Below are 12,614 nucleotides of genomic sequence, written 5' to 3'. Positions count from 1 at the left end.
AAGTTTGCTCCGATGGCTTCCTTTGGCTTCCTTCCGTCACCTCCGTGCGGCATCCTGCCGCCCATGCGGACCGAGCTGAGCCGCCGGCTGGGCATCGAGCACGCCCTCTTCGGCTTCACGCCCTTCCCCCCGGTCGCCGCCGCGATCAGCCGCGCCGGAGGACTCGGCGTCCTCGGCGCGGTGCGCTACACCGCGCCCGGCGAACTCGAGCGCGACCTCGACTGGATGCAGGCGCACACCGACGGCAGACCCTACGGCCTCGACGTCGTCATGCCCGCCCGGACCGTCCCCGGCCTGACGGAGGCCGACGTCGAGGCCATGATCCCCGACGGGCACCGGGAGTTCGTCCGCAGGACGCTCGCCGAGCACGGCGTACCCGAACTGGCCGAGGGCGAACGCTCCGGCTGGCGCATCACGGGCTGGCTGGAGGACGTCGCCCGCACCCAGCTCGACGTGGCCTTCGACTACCCCCTCGCGCTCCTCGCCAACGCCCTCGGCCCGCCGCCGGCCGACGTCATCGAACGCGCCCACAGCCGGGGCATCCTCGTCGCCGCGCTCGCCGGCAGTGCCCGGCACGCCGTCCGGCACGCGGCGGCGGGCGTCGACATCGTCGTCGCCCAGGGCTACGAGGCGGGCGGCCACACCGGCGAGATCGCCACCATGGTGCTCACTCCCGAGGTCGTCCGGGCCGTCGACCCGCTGCCCGTCCTGGCGGCGGGCGGCATCGGCAGCGGCGAGCAGATCGCCGCCGGGCTCGCCCTCGGCGCGCAGGGCGTCTGGCTGGGCTCGATCTGGCTCACCACCGCGGAGGCCGGCCTGACCTCCCGCGCCCTGACCGCCAAGCTCCTGGCCGCGGGCTCCGGCGACACCGTCCGCTCCCGCGCCCTCACCGGCAAGCCGGCCCGACAGCTCCGCACACCCTGGACCGACGCCTGGGACGCCCCCGACGGCCCCGGCACCCTGCCCATGCCCCTCCAGGGCCTCCTGGTGGCCGAGGCCCTCTCCCGCATCCAGAAACACGAGGTGGTGCCGCTACTGGGCACGCCGGTGGGCCAGATCGTGGGGTCGATGGACACGGTCCGCAGCGTCCAGGCGGTGGTCGACGACCTGACGAGAGGCTTCGAACGAGCGGTGAACCGGCTGAACGCCGTTGTGGGCAATCGTTCCGCAGGGCGGAACGGGTGGGCACAACGCGACCACCGGCCCGCAGGTGGCGACGCTCCCCAGGAGGACACGACCTCATGACAGAACAGAGCAACGGCTTCTGGGCCCAGGCCACCGCCGACCCCGACCGGGAGGTCCTGGTCACCCCGTCCGGGGAGCAATGGACCGCAGGCCACCTCCACGCGGAGGCCAACCGCCTCGTCCACGCCCTCCGGGCGACCGGACTGCGCGAGGGCGACGCCTTCGCCGCCGTCCTCCCCAACGGCGCCGAGTTCCTCACCGCCCATCTCGCCGCCACCCAGGCCGGTCTCTATCTCGTCCCCGTCAACCACCACCTCGTCGCCCCGGAGATCGCCTGGATCCTGGCGGACTCCGGCGCCAAGGCGCTCATCGCCCACGAGCGCTGGGCGGACACCGCGCGGGCCGCCGCCGACGAGGCCGGGCTGCCGCCCTCCGGGCGGTACGCGGTCGGCGACATCGCCGGCTTCCGGCCCTACGCCGCCCTCGTCGACGGCCGGCCCATCACCCCGCCCGGCGACCGGACCCTCGGCTGGGTCATGAACTACACCTCCGGCACCACCGGCCGCCCACGCGGCATCCGCCGCCCCCTGCCCGGCATCCCGCCCGAGGAGGCCCATCTCGGCGGGTTCCTCGGCATCTTCGGCATCAAGCCCCACGACGGCAACGTCCACCTGGTGTGCTCACCGCTCTACCACACCGCCGTCCTGCAGTTCGCGGCCGCGTCCCTGCACCTCGGGCACCGGCTGGTGGTCATGGACAAATGGACCCCCGAGGAGATGCTGCGACTGATCGACGCCCACCGCTGCACCCATACCCACATGGTCCCCACCCAGTTCCGCCGGCTGCTCTCCCTGCCCGCCGACGTACGGGCCGCCTACGACGTCTCCTCGCTGCGGCACGCCATCCACGGTGCCGCGCCCTGCCCGGAGCATGTGAAACGGGCGATGATCGAGTGGTGGGGCGGGTGCGTCGAGGAGTACTACGCGGCCAGCGAGGGCGGTGGCGCGTACGCCACGTCCGAGGAGTGGCTGCGCAAGCCCGGCACGGTCGGCCGGGCCTGGCCCATCAGTGAGATCGCCGTCCTCGACGACGACGGCGAGCCCGTGCCCACCGGGCAGGTCGGCACGGTCTATCTACGGATGACCACCGGCTCCTTCGCCTACCACAAGGACGCCGACAAGACCCGGCGCGGCCGCGTCGGCGACTTCTTCACCGTCGGCGACCTCGGCCATCTCGACGAGGACGGCTACCTCTTCCTCCACGACCGCAAGATCGACCTGATCATCTCGGGCGGCGTCAACATCTACCCCGCCGAGGTCGAGTCCGTTCTCCTGGCCCACCCCGCCGTCGCCGACGCCGCCGTCTTCGGCGTCCCTCACGACGACTGGGGCGAGGAGGTCAAGGCCGTCGTCGAACCGGAGCCCGGCCGTTCCCCGGACGCCGCCCTCGCCACCGAGCTCCTCGCCCACTGCGCCGCCCGGCTCGCCGGCTACAAGCGCCCCAGGAGCGTGGAGTTCACCGAATCCTTGCCGCGCGACCCCAACGGCAAGCTCTACAAACGGCTGCTGCGCGACCCGTACTGGCACGGCCGGGACCGTCCCGTCTGACAGGACCTGTCCCGTCTGACAGGACTCGTCCTGTCAGACGGGATCGTGCCTCAGCGCTCGCTCACCCTCACCACCTTCAGCCCCGGCGACGCGAGGATGTCCTTCTCGCAGAACCGGCCCTTGACCATGCGGCCCAGCGAGAACAGCTCGGTCTGGTCGCTGAAGTGCGGCGACGCGGTGTTCGAGGACTGGGAGTACGTCAGCAGTGTCCGTGCCACGGGGCAGCCGCTGCCGTCCCAGCCCACCGCCTGGATGTAGCTGGAGCCCATGCCCACGTCGGTGTAGCCGCCGTGCGCGCCGTCCCAGCGGGCCTCGATGACGTTCCAGACGCCCAGACGGTTGGACCCGCCGGGGATGGGTATGCGCTTGCCTCCGCGTATGACGAACTGGTGCTCGCCCAGCGGGGCGTCGAGGGGTATGCCCGCCGTCCGGAGCTCCGCGACGGCGTCGGCGAGCGAGCGGGCGAATCCGTCCGCCGTGGTGTCGAGCGTGTTCGGGGTGGTCACGGGGGAGGCGGGGGAGAAGGGCACCCGCCACCGCCGCTCGTCCGGGACGGCGTCGGTGAACTTGCGCCAGAAGCGGTCGAAGAGCAGGGCGCCCTTGCTGCCGGTGCGCGTCGTGCGGTCCCAGCGGGCCAGCACACCGCACGCCGCCGACACGTCGACGGCCTTGCCGTCGCTCCCCGTCGCCCTGCCGCCCGGCAGCGCGGCGCACGCCTTCGCCGCGTCGGCGGCGGCCAGACCGCCCGCGGGCGCGCGGTCGGAGAACTGGAGCTTCTGGAGGTCGTCCACGGTCAGTTCGCCACGCCGCGCCATGGCGGCGACGTCCTCGACGGCGCCGCGCGTCCGGTAGGACCGCTCCGTGGCGGTGTCGCCGAAGATCCGCGGGTAGCCGGTGAGCGGCCGGTCCGCGTTGGCCAGCCAGGGGCTGTCGTTGGAGTTCTCGGCGTACGGGGCGTCGACCAGGGTCGGCATCGCGGACGGGCCGAAGACACCGGGCTGCAGGGCGTCGGCGTCGGAGCCCGGGACGCAGTCGCCGCGCGAGCCGTCCAGGATCGCCAGGCCGGACGCCTGGAACGTCTGCCGGCCCATCGGCGTGGAACACCGGCCCGCCAGCTCGTCGGTGACGCGCGGCAGCACCTGGGACTGGGTGTAGAGGCTGTGCCCGGCGGAGTCGGCCGCGACGGTGTTCACCCAGGGCAGCCCCTGGGTGCGGCGCAGCGCGTCCTGGACGCCGCGCACGCCGCGCGCCTTGCTCAGGCCCAGCGAGGTGTCCGTGAACCGGAGGTTGGCGGCGTTGGGATCGGCCAGGGCGAACAGCGAGGTGTTCGTCCAGGGCGTGGGCAGCTCGCGCCCGAGCCCGCTGACGACCGGGCCGTAGCGCGTCCACCACTGGGTGCGGCTGACCCGCGACAGCCGGCCGTCCTTGCCGCGCACGGAGACGGTGACCTCGCGCTTGGTCAGCTTCTCGGGTTTGCCGTCCACCAGATACGCGTACGGGTCGGAGGGCGCGGTCTTCAGCTCGTACAGGTTGAGGGGCACGCCCGTGGCCACGGTGTGGCTCCAGGCCATGTGCGCGTTGTGGCCGATGGAGATCATCGGGAGGCCGAGCAGCGAGCCGCCCGAGACGTCGAGCTCACCGGGGATGGTCAGCTGGGACTGCCAGAAGCGGCGATTGCCCGCCCAGGGGTAGTGGGGATTGCCGAGGAGCAGCCCGCGCCCGCCGGCGGTGGTGGCGCCCGAGAAGGCCACGGCGTTGGAGCCCATGGCGGCGTCGCGGCGGGAGAACAACTCGCGGGCCGCCCGCGCCGGATCCGCCGGCGCCGCAGTCTTCGGGTGGGGCGTGCCGGGCCCGGACGGGGGCTCGGCGCCGGTGATGCCGTCGGCCGCGGCGCCCTGGCCGCCGAGGATGGTGATGGCGTAGCCGCGCCGGGCCACGTCCAGCGCGGTGACGGGACGGACCCACTGGGCGCCCTTGCAGGCGGGGTCGTCGACGCGGTTCTGGCGGAGCCAGGCGTTGTAGCCGGCGGCCCAGCCTCGCATCAGCTCCTTGGCCTGGTGGCTGGGCCCGGCCGGCGCCGGCCGGTCGAGGAGCTTCTCCACGGTCCGGGCGTCGTTGATCCCTTGGAAGAACAGATCGCTGGAGAGGTTGTCGCCGGCGTCGGACAGGGACCGGTCGGTTCTGCCCTCGGGGCCGAAGAAGCGCGAGCGCTCCCCGCGCAGGGTGATGAATCCCGTGGCGAGCTCGCACACCTGGTCGGCGGCCTGGGCCCAGCCCGAGCCGAAGCCGACGTTCGCGTAGTCCTTGCCGACGATGTGCGGGATGCCGTATTCGGTGTAGCGGACGACGGCGGAGAGGCCGCCGCCCGACGGGTGCCCCGTACGCTCTGGGGCGGCGGCAGCGGCCCCGCCCGGCAGGGAGGCGGACGCGGCGGCCAGCAGGGCGAGCGAGACGCCCGCGAATGATCGTAAGCGACGACGAACGGTCACAGAATCCCCCTGAAGTGACGGAAGTTGACCTCAGTTGAGTGCGTGAAGAAGGACGCCACGTACGTCCCCACGGTTGACCTTCTTCTCCGTGGCCTTCTCCGCGACGTCACTTCGGGCGTTCGTCGACGATCCGTTTGAGCTTGCCCTGGGACCGCTCCAGGGTCTCGGGATCCACGATCTCGACGCCCGCCGTCACCCCGATGCCGTCCCTGATCCGCCGCTCGATCTCTGCGGCAGCCGCCGCGCGCCGCTCCGAGGTCGCGCCCGGCCGCGCCTCGGCGCGGACCGTGAGCCGGTCCAGCCGGCCCTCTCGTGTGAGCCGCAGCTGGAAGTGGGGCGCCACACCGGCGATGTCCAGCACGATCTCCTCGATCTGCGAGGGGAAGAGGTTGACCCCGCGCAGCACGATCATGTCGTCGCAGCGGCCGGTGATCCGCTCCATGCGCCGGAAGGCGGGCCGGGCGGTGCCCGGCAGCAGCCGGGTGAGGTCACCGGTGCGGTAGCGGACGAGCGGCATGGCCTCCTTGGTGAGCGAGGTGAGGACCAGCTCCCCGAACGCCCCGTCGGGCAGGATCTCGCCGGTGACCGGATCGACGATCTCCGGATAGAAGTGGTCCTCCCACAGGTGCGGGCCGTCCTTGGTCTCCACGCACTCCTGCGCGACGCCGGGCCCGATCACCTCGGAGAGCCCGTAGATGTCGACGGCGTCGATCGCGAAACGCTCCTCGATCTCGCGGCGCATCTCCTCGGTCCACGGCTCGGCACCGAGGACACCGACGCGCAGGCTGGTGCTCCGGGGGTCGACGCCCTGGCGCTCGAACTCGTCGAGCAGTGTGAGCATGTACGAGGGGGTCACCATGATGACCTCGGGCCGCAGGTCCTGGATCAGCCGGACCTGGCGGGCGGTCATGCCGCCGGAGGCGGGGACGACCGTGCAGCCGAGCCGCTCGGCCCCGTAGTGGGCGCCGAGACCGCCCGTGAACAGGCCGTACCCGTAGGCCACATGGACCGTGTCGCCCGGCCGTACGCCGGCCGCGTGGAGGGAACGGGCCACCACGTCGGCCCACACCTCCAGATCGCGCTCGGTGTAGCCGACGACGGTCGGGGTGCCCGTGGTGCCGCTGGAGGCGTGCAGCCGCCGGAGCCGCGGCCGGTCGACCGCGAACATGCCGAAGGGGTACTGCGCGCGCAGATCCGCCTTGGTGGTGAAGGGGAAGCGGACGAGATCGGCCGGCGTCCGGCAGTCCTCCGGGTGTAGCCCGGCGGTGTCGAACGCCCGCCGGTAGAAGGGGACGTTGTCGTAGACATGCTGGAGCGTGGCGCGCAGGCGCTCCCGCTGGAGCGCCTCCAGCTCCTCGCGGGACATGCGCTCCACCGCGTCCCGCATGTCCGCCCGCGCGTCAGTCATCGTCTCCCCCTGCCTGTCGTGACCCTGAGTGCCCGACCGATCGTTCGGTAGATCCGGTAGGGTCAAGTATCCAGGGTCAGGGCAGGGCGTCAAGGGTGAACTTTCACCGGCTTTCCACGCGCCCCGCGAAGCGGCGCTCGAAGCCGTCGCCCACGTCGGCCGTGACGGTGTGGTCGTAGCCGCCGTCCCGCTCGGCCGTGAGCGTCAACCGGGCGCTCCCGCCCGCCGCCACCGTGGCCCGCTGCCCGTCGGAGATCGTGAAGACGACGGGTGCGCCACCGCCGTTGGTGAGCGTGAGACGCAGCGTCCGGGGTGTGGCGGGGTCGGACGTGGCGGGATCGGGCGTCACGGCCGCCTCCGGGTGCCCCTTGGTCCCGTCCGACCAGGTGCGGACGTCGCCCTTGAAGCCGCGCAGATAGCCGTCGGGGCCGTGCAGGTCGACGTCGTACTTGCCGCCGCCGTAGGTCAGGGCGCTGAAGTAGTCGCTCGCCTCGCCGCCCACCGGAACGGTGTAATGCCAGGCCGCGTAGGCACGGTAATTGACCGTGTAGGCGCTGAAACCGGCGCCGAGCGTACCGGTATTGACCACCTTGAACCACAGTCTGCCCGTGGCGGTGTCGGTCCAGGACGTGGTGGCGAAGCCGTAGCCCGTGCGGCGGGCGGGCCGGGTGCCGGACTCCTGCGCGGGCTGCGGCGGGTCGGCCGGGGGCCGGGCCTCGGGGAGGGAGTGCTGCCGGTCGCAGGCGGCGACGAGCGCGGTGGTGTCCGGCAGCGCGGGGAAGGAGACGTTCTTCGAGGCGAAGTCGAAGGCGCTCATCAGATCGCCGCACACGGTACGCCGCCAGGCGGAGATGTTGGGCTCCTTGACGCCCGTCCAGTTCTCCAGGAACCGCAGCGGCGAGGTGTGGTCGAGGACCTCGGAGTGGACGTACCCACCACGGCTCCACGGCGAGATCACCGTCATCGGCACCCGTGGCCCCAGCCCGATCGGCGCGCCGCCCACGAACTCGTCCGGCGTGCCGGCCGGGGGGACCGGCGGGGCCACGTGGTCGAAGAAGCCGTCGTTCTCGTCGAAGTTGAGGAACACCACCGTCCTGGCCCAGACCTCGGGGTGGGCTGCCAGCGACTCCAGGACGTACTTCGCCGTGAAGTCGGCGCCGTAGGCCGGTGGATAGGCGGGATGCTCCGACTGGTTCTCGGGGGCGACGACCCAGCTGACCGCCGGGAGCCGGCCCGCCGCGACGTCCTGGGCGAAGGCGTCGGCGGGGCGGCGCAGCATGCCGTTGTCGTACAGGGACGAGCCGGGCGCGGCGGCGCGGAACCGGGTGAACCAGGCCAGGGGGTTGTCGTCGTAGTTGTCCTGCTGCTGGTAGACGCGCCAGGAGATCCCGGCCGCCTCCAGGCGTTCGGGGTAGGTCGTCCAGGAGTAGCCCTTCTCGGAGTTGTCGGTGACGGGCCCGCCCTGCTTGCCGCCCGGGTCGACCGTGCCCGTCCACTGGTAGAGCCGGTTGGGGTTGGTGGGGCCCTGGACCGAGCAGAAGTACTGGTCGCAGAGGGTGAAGGCCTCGGCCAGCGCGAACTGGAACGGGATGTCCTCGCGCCGGTAGTGGCCCATGGTCCAGGCGCTCTTGGCGGGGATCCAGTTGTCGTAGCGGCCGCTGTTCCAGGCGCGGTGGGTCCCGGACCAGCCGTGGTCGAGGTCGCGGACCCGCTGGGCGTCGGTGGTGGCCGTGTCCAGGTGCCAGGGCCGCACCACGCGCCCGCCCAGCGGGCCGAGCGTCGTCTGTCTCAGGACGTCGGAGCCGTCCGGGAAGCGGAGCAGGGAGCGGTCGCCGAAGCCGCGCACGCCCTTGAGGGTGCCGAAGTAGTGATCGAAGGAACGATTCTCCTGCATCAGGATGACGACATGCGCGACATCGTCGAGCGTGCCGGCGGGAGAGGCCGCCGCCATCGCCTGCTGGATCGACGAGGGCAGCGCCGAGCTCAGGGCCGTGACGGCGCCGGTGGCCGCGGCCGCGCCGAGGAAACCGCGACGGGTCAGGGGAGTCATGGGATCTCCTGGGACCGGGGAATGGGACCGGGGAAAAGGGACGGGCGGATTCAGTGAAGGGCGCGGGGATGACCACCCGCCGCATCCGAGGTGTCCGGCGGCCCAAGAGACGGTGTGGGATGGGTCGGCCCCCGGCCTCCCGGCCCCCGGCCACCCGGCCCCCGGCCACCCGGTCCCGGCCCCCAGCCCCGGCTCCTGGGCCCTCAGCCCCCAGCCCTGGCTAGGCCCTCAGCCCCAGCCCCTGTCCCCACAAGTGGGCGCTCAGCCCCCGGATCCCCGCTCCGCCACCGCCCGGGCCCAGCGGTAGTCCGCCTTGCCGCTCGGCGAGCGCTCGACACGCTCCGTCAGCACCAGCCCCCGCGGCACCTTGTACCCCGCCAGCCGCGCCCGGCAGTGCGTCTGGAGGGCGTCCAAGGTCGGGGGCTCCGCCCCCTCCCTGGGCTGGACGACCGCCGTGACGCGCTGACCCCAGCGGGTGTCCGGAACGCCCGTGACCAGCACGTCGTAGACGGCCGGGTGGGCCTTGAGGACCTGCTCGACCTCCTCCGGGAAGACCTTCTCGCCGCCCGTATTGATGCACTGGGAGCCGCGCCCGAGGACCGTCACCACCCCGTCGGCGTCCACGGTCGCCATGTCGCCGAGCAGCACCCAGCGTTCCCCGCCGGCGGTGAAGAAGGTCTCGGCCGTCTTCGCCGGGTCGTTGTGGTAGCCGAGCGGCACGTGCCCGCGCTGGGCGACGCGGCCCGGCACGCCCGGGGCGACCGGCTGGTGGGTCACCGGGTCCACCACGGTCGTACGGTCGTTGACGTGCAGCCGGAAGCCCCGCTCGGGCCCGGAGTCCTCGGTGGCGGTGCCGTTGAAACCCGACTCCGAGGAGCCGAAGTTGTTGATCAGCCGCACCCCGGGCAGCAGCGCCGTGAACCGCTCGCGCACGGCCTCCGACAGCACGGCCCCCGAGCTGCTGACGCTGAGCAGCGACGAGCAGTCGGTTCCCCGCAGCGGCCCCGCCAGGGTCTCCGTCAGGGGCCGCAGCATCGCGTCGCCCACCAGGGAGACATTGGTGACCCGCTCCCGGGCGATCGTGCGCAGCACCTCCTCCGGGACGAACTTGCGGTGGAGGACCACCTTCTGCCCCAGGAGGTGGGCGATGAGCGCGGTGAGCGTGGACGTGCCGTGCATCAGCGGCGCGGTGGGGAAGAAGACCAGGCCCTCCCCGCCCGCCGCCACGCGCTCGGCCACCTCCTCCGGCCGCTTGACCGGCGCGCCCGTCGGCGCGCCCCCGCCGAGCCCGGAGAAGAACAGGTCCTCCTGCCGCCACACCACGCCCTTGGGCATGCCGGTGGTGCCGCCGGTGTAGACGATGAACCGGTCGTCACCCGATCGCGGGCCCACGGTGCCGCGCACGGCCGAGCCGGACGCCTCGGCGTCGGCGAGGTCCACCGGGGCGACGGCCGGTTCGGGGGCGCCGGCGGGCGGCGGCCCCACCCGGACGAGGTGCCGCAGCCGCGCCCCGGAACGGGGGAGGGCCGCCGCCACCCGGGCGGTGAAGGAGCCGTCGAAGACCAGCGCGACCAGGTCCGCGTCACGGTAGAGATAGGCCAGCTCGTCCTCGACGTAGCGGTAGTTGACGTTGACCGGTACCGCCCGGACCTTCAGGCAGGCCCAGAGCGCCTCCAGGTACGCCACGCCGTTGTACAGGTGCAGGCCCACGTGGTCGCCCGGGCCGACGCCGCTGCCGAAGAGGTGGCCGGCGAGCCGGCCCGCCGCCGTGTCGAGCTCCTCGTACGTCAGCCGGCGCTCGGCGCCGCCGCCGGGGAGGTCGAGGTGGACGAGGGCCTCCCTGGCGGGGACCACGTCCACGACCGACTCGAGGAGATCCGCGAGGTTGTAGTCCACGGCGGTCATCAGAGCACCTGGGCGCGGCGACCGGAAGGGCCCCGACCCAAGAAATCTGACGATCAGTCAGAAAACTATTGAACCGTGCCCCCGCCTCCTGCACGCTGTTCCGGTCCTCACGACTACGGCCAGGACTACGACGGGAGGTCCGCCATGGGCGGGACCGAGCACCTCACCGTGGAGCGCGTCGGCGCCACGCTCGTCCTCACCCTCGACCGGCCGGAGGCGAGGAACGCGCTGTCCCTGCCGATGCTCGCCGGCCTCCACGACGCCTGGCTGCTCGCCGACGCCGACGACGACGTCCGCTCCGTCGTCCTGACCGGCGCGGGCGGCGCGTTCTGCTCCGGCATGGACCTCAAGGCGCTCGCGGACCGACGGAATCCGGACGACCCCGTCCGCGCCCGCTTCAAGGCCGACCCCGACCTCCACTGGAAGGCCATGCTCCGCCACCACCGGCCCCGCAAGCCCGTGATCGCCGCCGTCGAGGGCCCCTGCGTCGCGGGCGGCACCGAACTCCTCCAGGGCACCGACATCCGCATCGCGGGCAGCGGCGCCGTCTTCGGCCTCTTCGAGGTCCGCCGCGGCCTCTTCCCCATCGGCGGCTCCACGGTCCGGCTGCCACGGCAGATCCCCCACACCCACGCCATGGAGATGCTGCTCACCGGACGCCCGTACACCGCCGCCGAAGCCGAGCGCATCGGCCTCATCGGCCACGTCGTCCCCGACGGCACCGCACTCGAACGGGCCCTCGCGACCGCCGAACTCGTCAACGCCAACGCCCCGCTCGCCGTCGAGGCCGTCAAGGCCTGCGTCCACGACGCCGCGGCCCTCCCCGAACCCGACGCGCTCGCCCTCGAACTCGAACGCGGCCGGCCGGTCTTCGACACCGCCGACGCCAAGGAAGGCGCCCGCGCCTTCGCCGAGAAACGCCCCGCCGTCTTCCGCCGCGCCTGACGAGGAGGCGAACCGATGCCGGAACACCTCACCGCCCCCCTCGTCGTCTCCTTCCCCTTCACCCGATCCCTCGGCCCCGTCCAGAGCGCCTTCCTCACCGGCCTGCGCGAACGCGTCGTCCTCGGCGTCCGCGCCCACGACGGCCGTGTGCTCGTACCGCCCGCCGAATACGACCCCGGCACCGCCGAGGAGATCCGCGAACTCGTCGAAGTGGGCACCACCGGCACGGTCACCACCTGGGCCTGGAACCCCGCCCCCCGCCCGAACCAGCCCCTCACGACACCCTTCGCCTGGGTGCTCGTACGCCTCGACGGCGCCGACACCGCCCTCCTCCACGCCCTCGACGCCCCCGGCCCCGAAGCCGTTCGCACCGGCGCGCGCGTCCGCGTCCGCTGGGCGGAACAGCGCACCGGAGCCATCACCGACATCGCCTGCTTCGAACCCCTCGACGAGCCCTACGACGGACCGGAAACCGGCCACGCCACCCCGCACGACGGCACCTTCACCGACCCCGTCACCAGCCTCACCGCCCCCGCCCGCCTCGACTACACCTACACACCCGGCCGCGCCCAGACCCGCCACCTCGGGAACCTCGCCCGCCGTCTCCTCACCGGCGAACGCTGCCCCTCCTGCCGCAAGGTCCACGTACCACCGCGCGGCGCCTGCCCCACCTGCGGAGTCGCCGCCACCGAACAGGTCGCCGTCGGCCCCCGCGGCACCGTCACCACCTTCTGCGTCGTCAGCATCAAGGCGAAGAACCTGGCCATCGACGTGCCCTACGTCTACGCCCACATCGCCCTCGACGGCGCCGACCTCGCCCTCCACGGGCGCATCGCCGGCATCCCCTACGACCAGGTGCGCATGGGCCTGCGCGTCGAGCCCGTCTGGCGCGACGGCGACCGCCACCCCGACCACTACCGGCCCACCGGCGAACCCGACGCCGACTACGACACCTACAAGAGGCTGCTGTGACCAAGAGGCTGCTGTGACCAAGAGGCTGCTGTGACCAAGAGGCTGCTATGACC

The 12,614-nt window shown here is 72.7% G+C and carries 8 protein-coding genes; 4 read left to right on the top strand and 4 right to left on the bottom strand.

Features of this window, described 5'->3' with window-relative positions; all coding sequences use genetic code 11:
- The first annotated feature begins 63 nt into the window (after positions 1-63).
- Positions 64-1,245, top strand: coding sequence for an NAD(P)H-dependent flavin oxidoreductase (locus EKH77_RS03940; RefSeq protein WP_126913040.1), 1,182 nt, complete (start codon positions 64-66; stop codon positions 1,243-1,245).
- Positions 1,242-2,792, top strand: coding sequence for an acyl-CoA synthetase (locus EKH77_RS03935; protein WP_126913039.1), 1,551 nt, complete (start codon positions 1,242-1,244; stop codon positions 2,790-2,792). Before EKH77_RS03940 ends, EKH77_RS03935 begins: the two co-directional genes overlap by 4 nt.
- Before the next feature lie 50 nt (positions 2,793-2,842).
- Here EKH77_RS03935 and EKH77_RS03930 read toward each other — a convergent pair whose 3' ends face one another.
- The 4 genes from EKH77_RS03930 to EKH77_RS03910 form a co-directional block, all read right to left on the bottom strand.
- Positions 2,843-5,281, bottom strand: coding sequence for a penicillin acylase family protein (locus tag EKH77_RS03930; RefSeq protein ID WP_126913038.1), 2,439 nt, complete (start codon positions 5,279-5,281; stop codon positions 2,843-2,845).
- Between the two features lie 106 nt (positions 5,282-5,387).
- Positions 5,388-6,689 (bottom strand): phenylacetate--CoA ligase PaaK, encoded by a 1,302-nt coding sequence (gene paaK / locus EKH77_RS03925; RefSeq protein ID WP_126913037.1) that lies wholly within the window; start codon positions 6,687-6,689, stop codon positions 5,388-5,390.
- Positions 6,690-6,792: 103 nt separating this feature from the next.
- Complete coding sequence (locus EKH77_RS03920; protein ID WP_126913036.1) at positions 6,793-8,739, bottom strand: phosphocholine-specific phospholipase C; 1,947 nt, start codon at positions 8,737-8,739, stop codon at positions 6,793-6,795.
- A gap of 261 nt (positions 8,740-9,000) precedes the next feature.
- Positions 9,001-10,635 (bottom strand): acyl-CoA synthetase, encoded by a 1,635-nt coding sequence (locus EKH77_RS03910; protein WP_126917869.1) that lies wholly within the window; start codon positions 10,633-10,635, stop codon positions 9,001-9,003.
- A 153-nt stretch (positions 10,636-10,788) separates the two neighbouring features.
- Between EKH77_RS03910 and EKH77_RS03905 the strand changes: the two genes are divergently transcribed.
- The gene (locus tag EKH77_RS03905) at positions 10,789-11,589 is read left to right on the top strand and encodes a crotonase/enoyl-CoA hydratase family protein (RefSeq protein WP_126913034.1); all 801 of its coding nucleotides are present in this window, start codon (positions 10,789-10,791) and stop codon (positions 11,587-11,589) included.
- Between the two features lie 15 nt (positions 11,590-11,604).
- Entirely contained in the window at positions 11,605-12,561 is a 957-nt protein-coding gene (locus EKH77_RS03900) for an OB-fold nucleic acid binding domain-containing protein (protein ID WP_126913033.1), read from the top strand.
- Positions 12,562-12,614 lie beyond the last annotated feature (53 nt).

Source organism: Streptomyces luteoverticillatus, assembly GCF_003970715.1.
GTDB lineage: Bacteria > Actinomycetota > Actinomycetes > Streptomycetales > Streptomycetaceae > Streptomyces > Streptomyces abikoensis.
Note: the sequence above shows the minus strand (reverse complement) of the source record. Positions and strands in the feature narration are given on the sequence as shown.

Bases quoted from the DNA above. Each gene is read 5' to 3' on its own strand.
- EKH77_RS03940 (WP_126913040.1), top strand. From the start codon at position 64: ATGCGGACCGAGCTGAGCCGCCGGCTGGGCATCGAGCACGCCCTCTTC.
- paaK (WP_126913037.1), bottom strand. From the start codon at position 6,689: ATGACTGACGCGCGGGCGGACATGCGGGACGCGGTGGAGCGCATGTCC.
- EKH77_RS03920 (WP_126913036.1), bottom strand. From the start codon at position 8,739: ATGACTCCCCTGACCCGTCGCGGTTTCCTCGGCGCGGCCGCGGCCACC.
- EKH77_RS03935 (WP_126913039.1), top strand. From the start codon at position 1,242: ATGACAGAACAGAGCAACGGCTTCTGGGCCCAGGCCACCGCCGACCCC.
- EKH77_RS03905 (WP_126913034.1), top strand. From the start codon at position 10,789: ATGGGCGGGACCGAGCACCTCACCGTGGAGCGCGTCGGCGCCACGCTC.
- EKH77_RS03900 (WP_126913033.1), top strand. From the start codon at position 11,605: ATGCCGGAACACCTCACCGCCCCCCTCGTCGTCTCCTTCCCCTTCACC.